20 protein-coding genes, 1 tRNA gene and 1 riboswitch are annotated in these 18943 nt (G+C 38.0%); of the genes, 15 read left to right on the top strand and 6 right to left on the bottom strand.

The genetic code is table 11. The features are described from left to right. From AC07WY_RS11555 to panD, 5 genes are all read left to right on the top strand, one after another. Positions 1 to 75, top strand: a tRNA-Gln gene (locus AC07WY_RS11555). A gap of 35 nt (positions 76 to 110) precedes the next feature. Further along, positions 111 to 1064, top strand: a complete 954-nt coding sequence (locus AC07WY_RS11550) for a ribose-phosphate pyrophosphokinase (RefSeq protein WP_004722497.1) — start codon at positions 111 to 113, stop codon at positions 1062 to 1064. 97 nt (positions 1065 to 1161) lie between these two features. Further along, positions 1162 to 1458: a 50S ribosomal protein L25 gene (gene rplY, locus AC07WY_RS11545; RefSeq protein WP_004722499.1), complete on the top strand. Its 297-nt coding sequence runs from the start codon at positions 1162 to 1164 to the stop codon at positions 1456 to 1458. Positions 1459 to 1478: 20 nt separating this feature from the next. Further along, entirely contained in the window at positions 1479 to 2057 is a 579-nt protein-coding gene (pth, locus tag AC07WY_RS11540) for an aminoacyl-tRNA hydrolase (RefSeq protein WP_004722502.1), read from the top strand. Positions 2058 to 2210: 153 nt separating this feature from the next. Next, positions 2211 to 2591, top strand: coding sequence for an aspartate 1-decarboxylase (gene panD / locus AC07WY_RS11535; protein WP_004722504.1), 381 nt, complete (start codon positions 2211 to 2213; stop codon positions 2589 to 2591). Between the two features lie 45 nt (positions 2592 to 2636). On the opposite strand, the gene AC07WY_RS11530 is transcribed toward panD, so the two are convergent. From AC07WY_RS11530 to AC07WY_RS11520, 3 genes are all read right to left on the bottom strand, one after another. Further along, a complete protein-coding gene (locus AC07WY_RS11530; protein ID WP_333667992.1) occupies positions 2637 to 3335 on the bottom strand; it encodes a DUF4882 family protein in 699 nt (232 codons plus the stop codon). 211 nt (positions 3336 to 3546) lie between these two features. Then, complete coding sequence (locus tag AC07WY_RS11525; protein ID WP_494736404.1) at positions 3547 to 4161, bottom strand: GDYXXLXY domain-containing protein; 615 nt, start codon at positions 4159 to 4161, stop codon at positions 3547 to 3549. Beyond that, positions 4158 to 5987, bottom strand: a complete 1830-nt coding sequence (locus AC07WY_RS11520) for a DUF2157 domain-containing protein (RefSeq protein ID WP_494736403.1) — start codon at positions 5985 to 5987, stop codon at positions 4158 to 4160. Before AC07WY_RS11520 ends, AC07WY_RS11525 begins: the two co-directional genes overlap by 4 nt. 170 nt (positions 5988 to 6157) lie before the next feature. After that, a riboswitch (FMN riboswitch) is annotated at positions 6158 to 6315 on the top strand. A 108-nt stretch (positions 6316 to 6423) separates the two neighbouring features. Between AC07WY_RS11520 and ribB the strand changes: the two genes are divergently transcribed. Continuing rightward, entirely contained in the window at positions 6424 to 7083 is a 660-nt protein-coding gene (gene ribB, locus AC07WY_RS11515; RefSeq protein WP_004819596.1) for a 3,4-dihydroxy-2-butanone-4-phosphate synthase, read from the top strand. Between the two features lie 212 nt (positions 7084 to 7295). On the opposite strand, the gene AC07WY_RS11510 is transcribed toward ribB, so the two are convergent. Continuing rightward, positions 7296 to 7778: a DUF1289 domain-containing protein gene (locus AC07WY_RS11510; RefSeq protein WP_494736402.1), complete on the bottom strand. Its 483-nt coding sequence runs from the start codon at positions 7776 to 7778 to the stop codon at positions 7296 to 7298. Positions 7779 to 8013: 235 nt separating this feature from the next. On the opposite strand from AC07WY_RS11510, the gene trhO reads away from it, so the two are divergent. The 3 genes from trhO (at position 8014) to AC07WY_RS11495 (ending at position 10910) form a co-directional block, all read left to right on the top strand. Continuing rightward, a complete protein-coding gene (gene trhO / locus AC07WY_RS11505; protein ID WP_262085262.1) occupies positions 8014 to 8946 on the top strand; it encodes an oxygen-dependent tRNA uridine(34) hydroxylase TrhO in 933 nt (310 codons plus the stop codon). A 171-nt stretch (positions 8947 to 9117) separates the two neighbouring features. Then, positions 9118 to 9693, top strand: a complete 576-nt coding sequence (locus tag AC07WY_RS11500) for a DedA family protein (RefSeq protein WP_034615618.1) — start codon at positions 9118 to 9120, stop codon at positions 9691 to 9693. 608 nt (positions 9694 to 10301) lie between these two features. Beyond that, positions 10302 to 10910 (top strand): LysE family translocator, encoded by a 609-nt coding sequence (locus tag AC07WY_RS11495; RefSeq protein WP_262085261.1) that lies wholly within the window; start codon positions 10302 to 10304, stop codon positions 10908 to 10910. A 71-nt stretch (positions 10911 to 10981) separates the two neighbouring features. Here the strand turns inward: AC07WY_RS11495 and AC07WY_RS11490 are convergent, their stop codons facing one another. After that, entirely contained in the window at positions 10982 to 11506 is a 525-nt protein-coding gene (locus tag AC07WY_RS11490; RefSeq protein WP_004722523.1) for a YecA/YgfB family protein, read from the bottom strand. Between the two features lie 66 nt (positions 11507 to 11572). Continuing rightward, positions 11573 to 11779 (bottom strand): PA3496 family putative envelope integrity protein, encoded by a 207-nt coding sequence (locus AC07WY_RS11485; RefSeq protein WP_004722524.1) that lies wholly within the window; start codon positions 11777 to 11779, stop codon positions 11573 to 11575. Positions 11780 to 12110: 331 nt separating this feature from the next. Here AC07WY_RS11485 and rpoD point away from each other — a divergent pair, with 331 nt between their 5' ends. From rpoD to AC07WY_RS11455, 6 genes are all read left to right on the top strand, one after another. Next, complete coding sequence (gene rpoD, locus AC07WY_RS11480; protein ID WP_419334810.1) at positions 12111 to 14054, top strand: RNA polymerase sigma factor RpoD; 1944 nt, start codon at positions 12111 to 12113, stop codon at positions 14052 to 14054. A 127-nt stretch (positions 14055 to 14181) separates the two neighbouring features. Continuing rightward, the gene (locus tag AC07WY_RS11475) at positions 14182 to 14469 is read left to right on the top strand and encodes a YbeD family protein (protein WP_004722529.1); all 288 of its coding nucleotides are present in this window, start codon (positions 14182 to 14184) and stop codon (positions 14467 to 14469) included. 171 nt (positions 14470 to 14640) lie between these two features. Further along, positions 14641 to 15330 carry a lipoyl(octanoyl) transferase LipB gene (lipB, locus tag AC07WY_RS11470; protein ID WP_419334812.1) on the top strand — a complete coding sequence of 230 codons (690 nt, stop codon included), beginning with the start codon at positions 14641 to 14643 and terminating at the stop codon, positions 15328 to 15330. 79 nt (positions 15331 to 15409) lie between these two features. Further along, on the top strand, positions 15410 to 15943 hold the full coding sequence (locus tag AC07WY_RS11465) for a hypothetical protein (RefSeq protein WP_004722534.1): 534 nt from the start codon (positions 15410 to 15412) through the stop codon (positions 15941 to 15943). 3 nt (positions 15944 to 15946) lie between these two features. Next, positions 15947 to 17131 carry an iron-containing alcohol dehydrogenase gene (locus tag AC07WY_RS11460; RefSeq protein ID WP_419334813.1) on the top strand — a complete coding sequence of 395 codons (1185 nt, stop codon included), beginning with the start codon at positions 15947 to 15949 and terminating at the stop codon, positions 17129 to 17131. Between the two features lie 333 nt (positions 17132 to 17464). Then, positions 17465 to 18877 carry an APC family permease gene (locus AC07WY_RS11455; protein ID WP_004722537.1) on the top strand — a complete coding sequence of 471 codons (1413 nt, stop codon included), beginning with the start codon at positions 17465 to 17467 and terminating at the stop codon, positions 18875 to 18877. Positions 18878 to 18943: the final 66 nt, after the last annotated feature.

Genomic DNA, 18943 nt, shown 5'->3' with positions numbered 1-18943 from the left:
AGGGGCGTCGCCAAGTGGTAAGGCACCGGGTTTTGATCTCGGCATCCGTTGGTTCGAATCCAGCCGCCCCTGCCATCTAATTCAAATCTGCCAACCGCCAAGGGTGCTTCATGCCCAATCTTGTCGTTTTTAGTGGAACTGCGCATCCACAATTCGCCCAAAAAGTCGTTAGCCATTTGCACATCCCTCTGGGAGCTGCTGCTGTAGGTAAATTTTCTGATGGTGAAATCACTGTCGAAATTACTGAAAATGTGCGTGGTAAAGACGTGTTTATCGTACAGCCCACTTGTGCCCCTACGAATGATAACCTTATGGAAATCTTAGTAATGGCAGATGCTTTGCGTCGTGCAAGTGCTGGTCGTATTACTGCTGTAATTCCATACTTCGGTTATGCACGCCAAGACCGTCGTCCTCGTTCAACTCGTGTTCCAATTACTGCAAAAGTTGTAGCAGACATGCTCACCACTGTGGGTATTGACCGTGTTGTAATGATCGACTTGCATGCTGACCAAATCCAAGGTTTCTTTGATATTCCTGTAGATAACATCTACGGTACGCCTGCTTTGCTTGCTGACTTACGTCAACAACAACATCATAACTTGATGGTGGTTTCACCTGACGTTGGTGGTGTAGTTCGTGCACGTGCTGTTGCAAAACAAATGGGTGATATCGACCTTGCAATCATTGATAAACGTCGTCAAAAAGCCAATGAATCACAAGTGATGCATTTGATTGGTGATGTACGTGATCGTGACTGTGTGATTGTTGATGACATGGTTGATACAGCTGGTACTTTGTGTAAAGCTGCCGACGCACTAAAAACTTTTGGTGCTCGTAAAGTGGTTGCTTATGCAACGCACCCTGTACTATCAGGTAAAGCACTCGAAAATTTAAGCAAATCTGTAATTGATGAATTGGTTGTTACTGACACAATTCCACTTTCAGATGAAGCATTAAAACTTGGTAAGATTCGCCAAGTTTCAGTAGCAAGTATGGTTGCTGAAACAATTCGTCGTATTAACAACGAAGAATCTATTAGCGCAATGTTCGATTCTTATCTATAATAGCGCCAAATTTTCAAAGCCCTACTCTTTGGTAGGGCTTTATATCACTGGGCTGGTCGAAAGTTCAGTCAATTACACTCAATGAGGAAATGTCATCATGGCAAACTTCGTATTAAATGCAGTAGCACGTGAAGAAGCAGTTCAAGGGAAAGGTTCGAGCCGCCGCCTTCGTCTTCAAAATAAAGTTCCAGCAATCATCTATGGTGGTTCTGCTGAACCTGTAGCGGTTACTTTAGAACTTCGCGAGCTTGTTAAAGCTTTAGAAAACAACTCTTTCTTTGAAGAAGTTATCGATCTTAACATCGAAGGTAAAGTTGAAAGCGTTAAAATTCAAGCTTTACAACGTCACCCAGCTAAAAACACACCAATGCACGCTGACTTTAAACGCGCATAAGTGTTAAATGGTGTAAATGAGTGAGTAAACTTTCACTGATTATTGGTTTGGGTAATCCAGGTTCTGAATATGCCCAAACCCGCCATAATGCAGGCTTTTGGTTCGTCGAACGCCTTGCAGAACAATATGGTATTACATTAAAAACTGATTCAAAGTATAAAGGAATCAGTGGTCGCGGTAATATTGAAGGACAAGATGTTCGTCTACTATTGCCCACAACATTTATGAACCTTTCTGGTCAAAGTGTTGTTCCCTTTGCAAAATTCTACCAAATTAAACCAGAAGAAATTCTCATCGCTCATGATGAACTGGATATGAATCCGGGCGTCATTCGTTTAAAAACTGGCGGTGGACATGGTGGTCACAATGGTCTACGTGACATTGTTCCTCATATTGGTTCTAATTTTCATCGCTTACGTATTGGTATTGGTCATCCTGGCGCTAAAGAAAAAGTTTCAGGACATGTACTTGGTAAAGCACCAAGCAGTGAACAGACTTTAATGGATGATGCAATACACCATGCTTTAGGCAAAACAAAATTATTGGTTAATGGTGAGATTCAGCAAGCAATGAATCAAATCAATGCTTATAAAGCATAATTTAAACCTAAATTTTATGTTCTTTGTTCAACAATTTTTCTTGCCATGATTCATTTTTAAGAGCAAAATGCGCTTTCAAATGCATCCCCCTATTGAAAATTGTTGATTCAACACAAGATAACAATTGTAAGGGCTACTCTGGAGACGCAAATCATGCTATCTCGTTTATTAAAAGCAAAAATCCATCGTTGTGTTGTTACACAAGCAGAATTACATTATGAAGGTTCTTGTGCAATCGACGGTATTCTTTTGGATTTAGCTGGTATCCGTGAATATGAAGAAATTCATATGTGGAACGTGACTAATGGTAAGCGCTTTACAACCTATGCGATTCGTGGCGAAGAAGGTTCAGGCATCATTTCAGTCAATGGTGGCGCTGCACTTCAAGCTGATGTTGGTGATTTAATGATTATTGCCACATTTGGTGATTTTACCAATGCTGAAGCTGATGCGCATAAACCACGTCTTGTATATGCAAATCCAGACAATACAGTAAATCACACAGCAAACTGTATCCCTGTTCAAGTTGCATAATTGCACACAGATGATTCAAGACCCGCAATGTTGCGGGTTTTTTATTTAAATAGTATTTCCACAAATATCTGTAGAGCCAGATGGATATTGGTATTGTAATTTAGAATAATCAGTAATGAGCTCCATTGTCACTTCATTCCCGATCTTTGTTGAATTACTAGCGAATCCAGTAAATCCATTCATTAATATAAAGCCCATATCGTTAAATGGTGTGGTAAAAGACCACTTATAGCCTTTATTTACACCATTCAAAATATATCCTATTTGCTTAGTTTGTTTATTAATGTAAATACCAATCCTATTCTCCTCACCATTAATACTTTCAAATGATTGATATAATGGGATTGGATTTCCCAAACCAAGTAATATTAATTTTAGCCCATCATTATTTGATGCTGGAGCAAAAAGCGCCCCATTAGTAACCGTATTACTATTGGTAGATGAATTTAACAACCACCCACCCGCCTCCTCACTACCAGTTAAATTTACTGGAACTACTGATTTATACTCAAAAGCAATGATATTAGAATTTGGAAGTACCTTATAAGCACTTGTTTCAGCTTTACTTTCCAAACCCACGTTAGCCTGAACATAAGATGTAAACTTTTGACCTTGTAAACTCACTAAATTAGACCAAGATCCCGAACTTGAAATTCCCTCAACTTTAAAACTACCAGCATTACAATCTGCGAATACAGAAGCTGATATTACAAATGTTAAGGCACCTAAAGAAAACTTTTTCATAATTAATTCCTTTATTATATTAAACAAATACTTAAATCTAGTTTAAGCACTTACTTTAGTAGTTTTAAATCCTCATTTAATACTCATAATCAGTACGTATTTGCTGGAGCGATCTTCTTTCTATCTCTTATAAAGATTGAGTACGGCTTTTATTTAAAGTATTTTTTTCAATACGTCGATATTGCAGAAGCTCGCTAGCAAGTTCATCATCTTATGACGATTTATCTACTGAACGAAATCCATCACGCCAGCGTTGTTTATTCTCACACTCCAGATCTTGTAAATGCTCTCCTCGTAAAGATGCAAGAATCGCATTGCCCTGCTGATCCACCTTAAACTCAGCATATTTTGCTTGCTGATAACATTCAGCTAAACCTTCTGCAAATAAAAAGCTATTGGATGCAGGATAAAGTGACCTATGCCGATTATCAGGGTTTTTCAAAATCAATTTTACAGTTTGCGCATCTTTAGGTTTTTCAAAATAAGTATGTGCCACCTTTTTCTGTTGTTCCAATTCAACATAAGCCGTAACCGAAGGCTTATTTTCAATCACTTGATCAAAATAATGCCCCGAAAAAATATGATTTTCATCACTATCACTTGGATCTACATTGTTCTGATCGCCCCGATTTTGCTTTTGCGGTGCAAAGTAAAGTTGATAACTCAGCACCATATAATCACCTTGTATTAATGAACGTGGATCAACAGGTTGTAAGTCGACATATATACTCTGACTATTCTTCAGATGCTGTTCATTCTTAAAAATGATGCCTAGAAAAAGAACAATACAGCTTAAAGCAAGACAAAGAGGAATGAATTTTTTCATGTATTTATCCCCTCTTTTGATTGGAATTTATGCAGCACCCAAGTCAGTACTAACAAAATTAATCCTGAGCTAAAAATACTTAGACTTTTAACAAGGAAGCTGACATTCAACGCGTAGTAAATAAAGCATAAGGTTAACGCCAAAGTCACTAAAGCAAAACCATAGACAATCTTATCGTGCTGTGACAATGCCCATGAAAGTATGGTGATACAAATAAAAATTTCAAAATAGCCATAAAATATCAGTACTGCAGCAAAAGCCAATAAAATCAATTGAGCAATCAAGCTAAATTGATTGCGAATCCTCAACACCATAAACAAAGCCAACCACAAAATAGGTAGCCCCAAGCTGAGAATAGGAAGGTATCTAATTTTCTCTAATTCATATTGTCCAAATAGTGTATAAAAACCCAAAGATGAAAGAATAATCAATAAATTAGCCAATGCTAAACTGCGTTGATATTGACTAGGTTGAATACGATGCACCCAAATCATTACGAGATAAAACCCATAACTTAGCAAGAGCAGAAATGAAAAGCTTTCAACAAAACGATGTAATCCAAGCAGAACGTTTAAATCCCAAATCAACGCAATACCTGATAAATATAAGGCAAATAGTTGGATAAAAATAAAGAACCAATGGCTGCGAATAAAATAACTGAGACACAGCATGGCAAATTGAATAAAGAAAATTGGAAAGAATTGGTCAGTTAATTCAAACGTGTGGAAAATCACAGCATTTTGCCCTGCGACCCATATACAATAAGCAAACTGCCTTAAAAATAAAGCTTGTTTGCTTCTTAAAATAAAGGCAGCCAATACCACAAAAATGGCCCCCATGATCAAGGAAAAATTGCCCCAAAATGTCAGCATCAATGATGCCAATAAAACACCTGCAATCCATGCACCCACTGCGATAGGAATATTGTTAAATTTGTTTTGTGGGATAAACTTAATCAATAAAAAAGTAATCAATGCAAACCAAGCGAAAACCACTAGTGCAATTGAAAATAATCCGAGCACTTCGGATTCACGAAACAGACTATTCATCCATTTGAAAATCACCAGCGTAAACGTAATCCCTAAACCTACTGCTGAAAGCACACTACATAACTGATCTCTTTTTCGATAAAAATAAGTTAATGCGACAGAAAGTAGAAAAAATGATGATATTAAATAAGCGATCTTAAGGTCTATCCATGTAAAAACCATGGCTGTGGCGAATGCTAAATTACTGTCACCATATAAAAATAGCCCCATATGCCAAATTGAAAGAATGCCAAACCATAAAACAAAGAGATAACGCAGCTTTTGATAACAACGAAGACAAAAATAAAACTGAAATAATGAAAGGAGATTTAAGCTAAATAAAAATGTGACAGGATATTCATCAGCCCAAAATGTTTGTTTAAAAAACAAAAATAAGGTGAGTTGGCTGACAATACAGAGCAATGTAAAAACACCAATATTTGGACGATACAACCACGGCAGTAATAAAATAGACCAGATTAAAAATAGTAAATAACTATCTGCCCCTGTTTGATAAATTTGACCAATGACAGCTAAACTTAAACCAATCATCAAACCACTTATTGTATGCAAACACTGTACTAAATAATCATGCTGAACTAAAAAAATACTGGCTACAGCACTGAGTAACAAAAAAAGTTGTGGAATTGCCAATTGAAAAAACTGAGGCAACATAAACCAATTTGCAGCGGTCAGATATAAAATACTAACTGCAATTAGAGCAAATCCTAAAACCTGTAAGTGTTTAACAAAGTCATCATTACGCCATGAATAGACATCTTGCTGAATCGTGATCAAGCTGAGTCTCCTTATTTTATGCTTTGCTATTTGTTGATCACTATGACCACAAATATTCTTTTAAATGTAAAAGTTTAATTATTTTCTATAGCAACTATTGTTCTATCTATAGTACTGATCATTCTAAAAAAAAGCATCCATTTAGTAAAAAAGTGTCTATAATAAATGCACATCGCTTCAGGGCGGGGTGTAATTCCCCACCGGTGGTAAATTGGACGGATTTTCAATCCTGAGCCAACAGCCCACGAGCTTATCACGCTTAATTGTGATTCGCAGATTTGGTGAAATGCCAAAGCCGACGGTATAGTCCGGATGAAAGAAGACGACGTCACAGCTTAAAAATTTCAATATTCGCTATTGGAAAAGGTTTTGTAACGCCACTATTTCAAATGTCCTGAAATGTTCAACCGTATTTTAACTTTACGAGAGCGTTTCAATGTCTAGTTTAATTCAACCCGAAATTTTCTTTTCTGCACTATCCCCTGCAGACCAACGTATCGAACAAGCAATCGAAGATATGCGCCAAGGCAAACCTGTTTTGGTCATGGACGATTTTGATCGTGAAAATGAAGCAGATTTAATTGTTGCAGCAGAAACCCTCAATGTTGAAACCATGGCACGTATGATTCGTGATGGTTCAGGTATTGTCTGCTTAACCATTACCGATGATCTAGCAGATCACCTTGAACTCCCACCGATGGTTCAGGACAATTCAAGTCAATTTAAAACGGCTTTTACCATTACCATCGAAGCAGCACAAGGTGTAACAACAGGCGTTTCTGCAAAAGACCGTACCACCACTATTCATGCTGCAATTAAAACAGGTGCTGTCGCAAGTGATCTGAATCGCCCTGGTCATGTTTTTCCATTGCGTGGTCGTAATGGTGGTGTATTAACCCGTCGTGGACATACTGAAGGTTCTATTGATTTGGCACGTTTAGCCGGTTTAAAACCCGCTGGTGTGTTATGTGAAGTGACCAATCCTGATGGAACAATGGCTTCAGGCATTCAAGTTTTAGCATATGCACAAACGCATCATTTAACGCTGATTACCATTGAAGAATTGGTTCAGTATCGTTTAAAACACAATGTCTAAGAAAATATTTTAAGTCATTAATATTTAGACAGAGTTAAAAAGCCAGTTCAAATCTATGGACTGGCTTTTTAATCTTGATTAGGTATTTTTGGTTAAAGTGCGATGAAATGACAGCGTCAGTTTTTGTTTTAATTTTTTATAAGTGACACTGATTAAAATTAAATAGCCAAAATATCAAGCTGATGAATAATAAATCATTGCAGAAACTGAGTTTAAACATCTTCCAAATGTAAAATACTTTGACGAATACCGTCTGCACGTAACCATGCGAAATCATAACTTGCATTGGCCAATGCCAATACACGACGTTCAAACTCATCCCAAAGCGGTTTTACCTGTTTCGCTTGAATTCCCAAACCACTCTCTTCTGCGAGATGTTTATTTTTTTCACAAATTTTTAATGCATGATACAACTTGCGCCCTTTAGAAGCAGAATCCATCACTCGTATACGTTTACCCAAAATAAAACCTTCAATATGTCTTAAATCAGCAAAAGGTAGCATCGGAATTAAAATTTGATCGAGCTGTACATCCAGCCTCTTCCAAACGGCTAAACGTTGCGCTGAATCATATGTATTCCATTGGATCACTTCATGATTAAAACGACGGCAACCACGACAAACAGAATCACCAAATACCGTTGAACAACGACCAGCGCATGGCGTTAAGGTGGGTATCCGACGTTCGTTACTCAAAATTTACTCCTTACATCAACGATGTGACACACTTTTTCGGCACGAAATAATCATTTCGCAATACTATATATGGTATATAAAATATTTTAAAGCACTATATTTAGTATAAAAACCCATATTTTTTTCAGGGAATAAAAAAACACTACAAAGACTAGGGTTTTCTCGCATATTCATGTAAATCACGCTAAAATATGCGCCTTAAATTTTATTCTATCTTAAATATTTGGAGTACTCCATGAACGCTACTGTAGAACAGCTTGCACCTGTAGAACAGCAAGCGACCTCTGGTTGGGTTGTTGCAGCACTTTATCAATTCAAAGAAGTTCAAGATCCTGCTGATCTTCAACAACGTCTTTTAGACTTGGTAAAAACCATCAACCTTTGCGGTACTCTCATTATTGCAGGTGAAGGAATTAACGGAACTGTTGCTGGCGATCGTCAAGCGGTTGATGTCATTCATCAATTCTTATTGAATGAAGGCTTTAATAGCATGGAATATAAAGAATCACATAGTGATGAAAAGCCATTCCGTAAAATGAAGATTAAGCTAAAGAACGAAATCGTAACTTTAGGTGTAGAAGTCAAACCTCGTGATCTTGTTGGGCATTATCTTGATCCAAAACAATGGAACGAACTGATTGCGCGTGATGACGTGATTTTGATTGATACACGTAATGATTATGAATATAAAGCGGGTACTTTTAAAGGCGCGATTGATCCTAAAACAGAAACCTTTCGTGAATTTCCAGAATACGTAAAAAAAGAACTTGAACAGCATAAAGATAAGAAAATTGCGATGTTCTGTACAGGCGGTATTCGTTGTGAAAAGTCAACATCGCTACTGCTTCAAGAAGGTTTTAACGAGGTGTATCATCTTAAAGGCGGTATTTTAAAATACCTTGAAGAAACCCCTGCTGATGAAAGTATGTGGGAAGGTGAATGTTTCGTATTTGATGGTCGTACTGCGGTGACCCATGGTATGGAAGAAGGCGAAAATATTAAATGTCATGCATGTGGTTGGCCACTTGTTCCTGAAGAAGCCGAGTTGCCAAGTTATGAACATGGTGTTTCTTGCAAATATTGTATTGATAAAACATCTGAGAAACAAAAAGAAGGTTTCCGTATGCGTCAATCACAAATTACTGCAGCAAAACGCAAACGTCTTTAATCTCAATCAATTTTAAAATGCTTCACTCAACCGCAGCTTATTGGCTGCGGTTTTTATTTAGATATTTTAACAACACAACAAATTCTCACTATATTTTGATAAATGAAAACCATACCATGTTTATAACGCCCTATTTTTATATATAAAATGACTGATTGGATTATTTCGATCATGGAGCAACTTGGTTACTTTGGTATTGCTCTTTTGATGTTTTTAGACAATGTTTTCCCGCCGATTCCCTCAGAAGTGATTATGCCATCAGCTGGGTTTGCTGCATCTAAAGGTCAATTATTATTATCGGGTGTGATTATCGCAGGCAGCATCGGTTCATTGGTTGCAGCAGCGTTGTTGTATTGGGTGGGTCGAAAAATCCCAAATCAAAGCATTTTTAATTGGGTTGACCGCTATGGTAAATACCTTTTTATCAAATCAGAAGATGTCAAAAAAGCTTTAGATTGGTTTGAAAAATATGGACATCGCGTGGTTTTCTTTGGGCGAATGGTTCCCGCAGTTCGTTCTTTGATTAGTATCCCTGCAGGCATGAGTCATATGCCCTTTTGGAAATTTATGCTGTATAGCAGCGTAGGGACAATTATCTGGACCACTTTTCTTGCATGTGTCGGTTATTATTTTGGAAACAATATAGAACTCATGCAACAAATTTTTAGTCGCGTGGGCTATGTGATCATTACCATTGTTCTAATTTTAGTTGCTTATTTTTTCTATAAAAAATCAAAAGCACGCTAAAAATTATTATGCTCCCAGCATTCAATTAAAACACACTATTTGTGTACATTGAGATTTGTGTGCATTGAGTCAAGCAGACAAATTTGTATTTGCTTGGCCAAGCTCTATGTTCTTAACATTAGCTGTCTGGCAAATAATCAGCGAATTCCAAAAATAACCACAAAGACATTAGAGCTTTCATAAATCAAAATGATCATGCGAAATGAAGCTTGATAGTTCTTTCTCGCTGAGGAAAAGCTAGGATGAGAGGCACTATCTGTTGATTTATGGGTTTTAACAGGATTTATAAAAGAAGCCTATTGTTTATATTTTCTTATACTCCCCGTTTCACCAATGCCGACCAATTGAAACACGATCACCATATATAAATAGCATCACTGTATAAAAATCACCCAACCGTAAACAATACACCACAGCGATCGTAAAAAATCACCACACATTCGATGTGAGCAAAACTTCCGAGCGATTGAGAAATTTGAGTGAATTCAACGGCAAGCACTATACATTCCAAAAAATCATGTATTTCATCAAAATATTATCGCTTTAACCCAATACAAATATATGAAAAATATAAAAATAATTAAAACTGTGTAAAAAAGGATACATGAGTGAATGAAATGATTGCTGTGATCTTAATCACCTGCTTGGCAGTAATAAGTCCTGGCGCTGATTTTGCTATCGTGACACGAAACAGTTATTTATATGGTCGAAATATTGGATTAAGCACTGCTTTAGGTATTGCTTGCGGTGTTTGGATACATGTGGGTTATAGCCTACTTGGCCTGGGTTTTTTAAAAAATCATATGCCCTATCTTTTACAAACAATTCAATATATTGGCGCTGCTTATTTAATTTATCTTGGCTATAAAACATTTACGCAGGCAAAAATAAAACTGGATGAAATTGGTGTTGGTATCAGTAGCTGGCAAGCGTTTAAACATGGTTTTTTAACCAATAGCCTAAATCCCAAAACAACTTTATTTGTAATCAGTTTATTTGCTCAGCTGATGACTTCTACAGGAAATTCGACCATTCAGCTTTTTGCTTATGGTGCGTTTATTTCGCTGAGTCATTTTGTTTGGTTTGGCTTGATTGCCTTATTTTGTGCACATCCCAGCATACGAAATAAAATTTTAGATCGCCAAGTGGTGACCAATCGTGTGATTGGCCTTTTACTGTTTATTTTAGGTTGTAGCCTATTATTTGCACGGTTTTAACTATTGGCGTAAATCACCAACAAAAAAAGCATGCCACTTTTCAGTGAGCATGCTTTTTTTATACGCGCAAATTAATTTGGTGTGTGGTACATCAAATAAATTTCATTTAGATTTTCAGGAATTTCTTCAGCAATCTCGTCCATTAACTGGCCGTTGCGGCGGAAAGATTCCATTTGAGGATCTTCATCATCAATACCACTGAACACCATCATTGGTAGTGTGAGATCAACAACTTGATCTTCATATTCTGGTGCAAACCAAGCTTCTTCATTCAGGAACATTGCATCGACAAAGCCAACACTCCAGTCGCCTAAGCTTGATTCAACATCAGCTTCTTCAATTTCAAAAGGAAATGTAATTCCTTCTTCATTGGCTAAGTTTTGACGAATCGCTTCAAGCCATGCTTTGATTTGTACAATGATTTCTGCTGGAACTTTCTTTTGATTATTATCAAATAGCTCATCAAGCCATTTATCAAAAGTAGGACCAACCGCAATTGCGCACAAGAAACCATGAGTCGCTGCGAAATCTAGACCAAATTCATTTTGGTCACCATCTAGATAATCACTCAGTAGGTCTAAATCTAAAGCACTCATTTTGTTTCCAGTAAATTTGTATCAGATTTAAGCATAGCATTTTCCCACGCCATGCCCAATGAATTTTTAATCTTCGTCATCAAAATCATCGTCATCATCAATGTCATAATCAAAATCTTTTAAATCTTTTTCTAAACGACGTTGAGCAAGTAAATCATCGATCAAACGTCGCTTTTCTAAAGATTCTTTGGCGCTAATTTTGCTTGATGACTCATCGAAACTAACATCATCATCACCGTAGTTATCATCTAGTTCAAAATCTGTAGAAGACACTAAAACTACCTCATAATGAAAAAAAGTGAATGGGTCTAGGCGCTATTTATCTGTCTTCAGAAAACTTGTCAAGTTTTTTCCGTTTTTTTTACATTTAAATGCGAATTTGGGCTTTTTTCGAGCCCTATTTTATGTAATGATATAATCCACCCTGCGTCTTACTATTTTATGACATTTTCTGAATAGAAATCGCACGGGATGATCTTGAAAATAACAATTTCACCCCCACCTATTTGATTGAATTTAAATTCTGAATATTTTATCGGACAGTTTTATGCTGATTTCTTCCGATGGAATATGCGAGCTATTCAAAGATATATTTTAACAGATTGTGCGATTACGCACGGTTTTTCATTGCCACAGATTCAACGAGAAGAGAGTAAAGATGAGCGAAATGCATTCCCCTACTTCCCAAGTAGCGGCTCTTATTAGCCGAGGCAAAGAACAAGGTTACTTAACCTACGCTGAGGTTAACGATCATCTCCCAGACTCGATCACCGAAAGCGAACAGATTGAAGACATTATCCAAATGCTTCAAGACGTTGGTATTCCAGTTCATGAACGTGCACCTGAAACTGACGATGCAATGTTCGAAGGGAATAGCGAAGCTGGCGATGAAGTTGCAGAAGAAGAAGCTGCTGCAGTACTTGCCTCTGTAGAAAATGAGCCAGGTCGTACCACTGACCCAGTACGTATGTATATGCGTGAAATGGGTACCGTTGAACTTTTAACACGTGAAGGCGAAATTAGTATTGCCAAACGTATTGAAGAAGGTATTCGTGACGTTTTGCATTCAATTGCATACTGGCCAAATGCTGTAGAAGTTGTTTTACAAGAATATAAAGATTATGAAACTGGCGAACGTCGCCTTGCTGATATTTTATCAGGCTATTTAGATCCTGAATCTGACGAAGTGATTCCAGAAGTTTTAGAAGACGAAGCTGAAGTAATCGTTGAAGAAGAAGATAGTTCTGCAAAACCGACTAAAGAAGTGAAGTTGGATGATGAAGACGAAGAAGAAGAGTCTGAAAGTGATGACGATTCTGAAGGTGAATCTGGTCCAGATCCTGAAATCGCAAAAGCGCGTTTTGAAGAGCTAGAAGCAGTTTGGAACAGTGCAAAAGTTGCAATTGCGCAACATGGCCGTAACAGTACTCAAGGTACTGAGGCAATGGAAGCACTGGCAACTGTGTTTATGATGTTTAAATTTACGCCGCGTTTATTTGACATCATTTCAGAGATGATTCGTGGCACGCACGAACAAATTCGTACCTCTGAACGTGAAGTGATGCGTTATGCAGTTCGTCGTGGTCGTATGGATCGTACACAGTTCCGTACATCGTTCCCGGGTCAGGAATCAAATCCTGCTTGGTTAGATGAACAAATTGCAAAAGCACCTGCTGAATTAAAAGGCTATTTAGAAAAAGTTCGTCCAGATGTATTGGCATTCCAACAAAAGATTGCTGATATTGAAAAAGACCTTGATCTAAACGTTAAAGAAATTAAAGACATTTCTAAACGTATGGCGATTGGTGAAGCCAAAGCTCGTCGTGCCAAGAAAGAAATGGTTGAAGCCAACTTACGTTTGGTAATTTCAATTGCGAAAAAATACACAAACCGTGGTTTACAATTCTTGGATTTAATTCAAGAAGGTAACATTGGTTTGATGAAAGCGGTAGACAAGTTTGAATACCGTCGTGGTTATAAGTTCTCGACCTATGCAACATGGTGGATTCGTCAGGCGATTACCCGTTCAATCGCGGACCAAGCACGTACAATTCGTATCCCTGTACATATGATCGAAACGATTAACAAGATCAACCGTGTATCTCGCCAATTACTTCAAGAAATGGGTCGTGAACCGACTCCTGAAGAATTAGGTGAACGTCTAGAAATGGACGAAGTTAAAGTTCGTAAGGTGCTTAAGATTGCTAAAGAGCCAATTTCTATGGAAACGCCAATTGGTGATGATGAAGATTCTCATCTTGGCGATTTCATTGAAGATAGCAACATCACTTCACCAGTCGATGCTGCGACTTCAGAAGGCTTAAAAGAAGCAACACGTGAAGTACTTGAAAACTTAACTGAACGTGAAGCAAAAGTCTTAAAAATGCGTTTTGGTATCGACATGCCGACTGACCACACTTTGGAAGAAGTAGGTAAACAGTTTGATGTAACCCGTGAACGTATTCGTCAGATTGAAGCCAAAGCTTTACGAAAACTTCGTCATCCTTCGCGTTCAGAACACTTACGTTCGTTCCTTGAAAATGACTAAGTTGAATTTGTTCAATCTATGAATACTTTCGGGACTTGAAAATCAATCGAGTAACCCCATTAAGTATTTAAGAGAAACACTATGCCTGCACTTATGCAGGCATTGTTGATAAATTAGAGGTGAAAAAATGTTAGACCGCACTCCATCTCGCGAATTACAAGAAGATCTTTGGGTTTTTCCAATGGATTACCCAATTAAATTGATTGGTAATGCGGGTGAAGAATTACGTGGTGCTGTAGTTGAAATTTTGGTAAAACATTTCCCTGAATTTAATGAAGCGACACTTGTTGTACAACCATCACGTACTGGTAAATATCATTCGATTACAGCTCAATTACGTTTTGAAGAGCTTGAGCAAGTGCATGCCTTGTATGCTGACCTTGCTGCTTGCGAACATATTCGTACTGCCTTGTAATGCTGAAATGAATTAAAAAACACGCCACAATGGCGTGTTTTTTTTCACCCTGATTTTATCGGGGAATATGCCCTGCTGGCTTATTTGCAAATGATCAGCAATTGCTTTCACTTTTCCAAACTAAATTTCTTTATAATTAAAGCGATTTCTATATTTTAAGGGCACTTGTCTGTGAACGATGCTGTTCTAAAACCACATCTGATTATTCGTCAATATCAAGACTTAACGCCTTATGCCGAGCGTTTTCAGGAAATGAAATCTTTTACTGAACAACGTGATGAAAATTCTCCAGATCAGCTTTGGATCTTGCAACATCCTGACGTACTGACTCAGGGACAAGCAGGCAAACCTGAACATATTTTAATGCACAGTGATATCCCTGTTGTTCAATCAGATCGTGGTGGACAAGTTACCTGGCATGGTCCTGGTCAAATGGTGATTTATTTCATGTTTGATTTGAATCGCTTGAAATGGAATGTGCGTACATTGGTCACTTATGCAGAGCACTTAATGATCAATCTGCTCAAGAAATATGATGTCGATGCCTATGCCAAAGCTGATGCACCAGGTGTTTATGTCAACGAACGTAAAATTGGTTCACTGGGCTTTAAAATCCGCAAAGGACGTAGTTATCACGGGTTAGCATTAAATATTGATTGTAACTTAGATGGCTTCCATACCATTAACCCATGTGGTTATGCTGGTTTGGAAATGGTCCGTGTCTGCGATTTGATTAAAAATTATCCTGATTACAAGCAACTATCAAAAGATGTGATTGAGTATTTTCAACAGAGTGGTTACTTTAGTGATATTGAAGTCATCGACAAAAAATCAAATGACCATGAAGTCATTCACAAATAAATCGCTTTATTTTTATCTGAAAACAAATTAGAGTAATTACTCTAAAACAAAAGTACAATTTTATATAAGGGACTAACGAGTGATTTCAAGTAAATCTATCAAACCCGCTTTAGAACAAGCCTATGTCAAACTCATGATGGATGTGATTGGCAGAGGTTTGGTCATGGCGAGTCAAGTTGATGATGAAATTAAACATGAAGTATCTGTACTCCCTGTTGGTTTTACATTATCAATGAAAGTTTTTCCAAACGGCGCTTCATTTATTGCCAGAGTCAATCAAAACAAGCAGCTTGAACTGGTTAAATCTTTAGACGCTAAGCCTGATCTATCGATTATTTTCAAACATGTTCATCATGCTTTTTTAGTCTTTTCATTTCAGGAAAGTACAGCTCAAGCTTTTGCAAATGACCGTATGATCGCAGATGGAGATGTGGCACACGCCATCCGTTTAGTGCGTTGTCTGAATAAAATGGAAGCATTAATTTTACCTAAACTGGTTGCTGAACTCGCGGTAAAAGAATATCCATCAGAATTAAGCTTAAAAGAAAAATTAGCGGGCGCTGCAAATATCTATCTTAAAGTTGCCCAATCATATTTAAAAGGGAGTGCTTAACACATGGCTAAACCATATTACGAATTTTTCTGTCCTGTAAAAGTGATCGCTGGTCATGCTGCACTCGAACATATCCCTTTCGAACTTGCATCATTAGGCGCTAAACGCCCAATGATCATCACTGATAAAGGTGTGCGTGCCAATCACCTTTTAGCGCCTATTGAAGCTGCATTTGAATCTACTGATATTGAAATTGGCATTATTTTCGATGATGTTCCACCTGATTCAAGCCTTGAAACAGTTCGTGCTGCAGCACAAGCGTATCGTGAAAATAACTGTGATGCGATTATTGCTGTGGGTGGTGGCTCGGTTATTGATACCTCTAAAACAGCCAATATTTTAGTCTCTGAGGGTGGTGATGATTTACTTAAGTATTCAGGTGCACACAACCTCCCTCGCCCACTTAAACCTTTTTTTGTGATTCCTACGACATCAGGTACAGGCTCAGAAGTGACCTTGGCTGCGGTCGTATCAGACAATCAAAAAAATGTGAAAATGGCATTTGCCTCAAATTACCTAATGCCGCATGCGGCGATTCTTGATCCACGTATGACCCAAACATTGCCGCCACATCTGACAGCAATGACAGCGATGGATGCCATGACACATGCTGTAGAAGCTTATACCTGTATTGCAGCCAATCCAATTTCCGATGCGTATGCAACTGCTGCCATCAAAAAGATCAGTACAAGTTTATTTGATGTACTGGATCATCCTAGTGATGCAACAGGCCGCTTAGAACTTGCTCAAGCTTCAACAATGGCTGGCATTGCATTTTCTAATTCAATGGTTGGTATTGTGCATTCTCTTGGTCATGCTTTAGGTGCAGTAGCGCATTTGCCTCATGGCTTATGTATGAATCTCTTTCTTCCTTATGTTTTGGAATACAACAAGGAAGTGAATGGTGACAAGATTGCCGATCTATTATTGCCACTTGCTGGTGCTGATATTTACGCACAGACCCCTGCAAACCAGCGTGCGGATAAGGCCATAGAGACGTTAAATACCATGCGTGATCGTCTCTATCATTTGACTAAGCTTCCACGTACCTTGAGTGAAACAGGTAAAGTTACTCAAGCACAGCTGGATGAAGTTGCCGAAAAAGCGCTCAATGACGGCTCAATTATTTTCAATCCGAAAGAAGCAACCTTTAAAGATTTAAAGTCAATCTTAGAAAAAGCTTGGTAATTGTCTAAAATTGCGACAATATAGAGCGAGCTATTGGCACTAAGTCTATGTTTGCAGTGATGTAGTCTACAGATGAAATGTTGACAGCCCCCGATAGTAAATAGCCTGATGTTTATCTAAACATCGGGCTTTTATCTTGCAGAATGGGCAGTCACTTATTTTTTGATCAAGATGGCACGTTTTCTGCTAAAAAAGCCAACAAAGTTACTGACAAATGTGACCTTTTAGAGTAGATTGGCGCACTTTTGTTTTATTCTTAGGGGGGATCGTTCGTCTCAAACGATCCTTATAAATATGACTGATCCTTGATCAACGATTAAGAGGATAACGCCGTTGACAGATATCTCTGGGACTCAATCCACAGCAAAACTGAAAAAAAATCTTGTGCTGTGGCATATTATCATTATTGGTCTAGCGTATATTCAGCCACTTACCTTATTTGATACCTTTGGTTTAGTGTCAGACGGAAGCCATGGACATGTTCCAACTTCTTATATTTTTGCGCTTGTTGCCATCCTTCTGACCTCTATCAGTTATGGTCATATGATCAAGCGCTACCCTTCGTCAGGGTCTGCTTATACCTATGCGCAAAAATCGATTCACCCGAATGTCGGCTTTATGGTTGGCTGGTCTTCTTGGTTAGATTATTTATTATCTCCACTCGTCAACATCATTTTGGCTGATATTTACTTAAGAGCCTTATTCCCAGATGTGAATAACTGGATCTGGGTCATTGCACTGACGGCGATTATGACTGTGATCAACTTGTTTGGTTCACGTTTTGTTGCTCGATTTAACAGTACCATTGTTGTGGTGCAACTTGCGATCATCTTCTATTTTGTTTATGAAGTTTACTTACTGTTAACTCAAGGCATTTACGCAGATGGCACCTTAAACCCAGATAAAGCTGAATTATGGTCACTTGCTCCATTCTGGAGTGAAATGACGGCAATTGGTGCATTAATCGGTGGTGCAACGATTCTTTGTTTCTCTTTCACAGGGTTTGATGCGTTATCATCCCTTGCAGAAGAAACCAAAGATGCTGAAAAAACCTTGCCAAAAGCAATTTTCTCTACAGCGTTGATCGCGGGTATTATCTTTATTTTTAGTACCTATTTTATTCAGCTATTTTTCCCAAGTAATGCCAATCTTTACTTTAATCCGCTGGATGAATCTCAACCTGTGATGCTTGAAGCACTTGGCAATGCAACCATTTTAACGGCAATTACAGGTATCGCATTTAAAAAGTTAGTATTGTATTTTGCGGTCATTGCTGTACTGGCTTCTGGTATTTCTGCACACGCTGGGGTATCCCGTTTGATGTATGTAATGGGTCGTGATGGCGTCATTAACAAAAAGATTTTTGGTCATATTAGTCCAAAATTACATACCCCGACTTATAATATTTTGATTGTTGGTGTTGTTGCGTTATCAGCGGGTTTTCTTGACCTTGAACATATTGTCAACTTAATTAGCTTTGGTGCTTTAACTGCATTTAGTTTTGTTAATTTCTCTGTGATTTCACGTTACGCCTTACGTGACGGCAGAACAAAATCACTGAAAGAAATCATCAATTATGTGGTGATTCCATCTCTTGGTTTTGCCAGCGTATTCTTGATGTGGTTAGAAATTGATGAAATGGCATTAAAACTCGGGCTTGCATGGGCTGTATTAGGTGTTGCCTATTTAGCCTATAAAACTCGTGGTTTCCGCTACCCTGCACCACAACACAATGAACATGAATAATTGATTATTGTGGGTGTAATCAAATAAGAAAGGCGCTTTATGCGCCTTTCTTATTTTAGTCATATC

The sequence above is a fragment of the Acinetobacter sp. GW821-FHT01C12 genome (assembly GCF_059422625.1).
The sequence above is the reverse complement of the archived record's forward strand: the minus strand, read 5'-3'. Positions and strand labels throughout refer to the sequence as shown.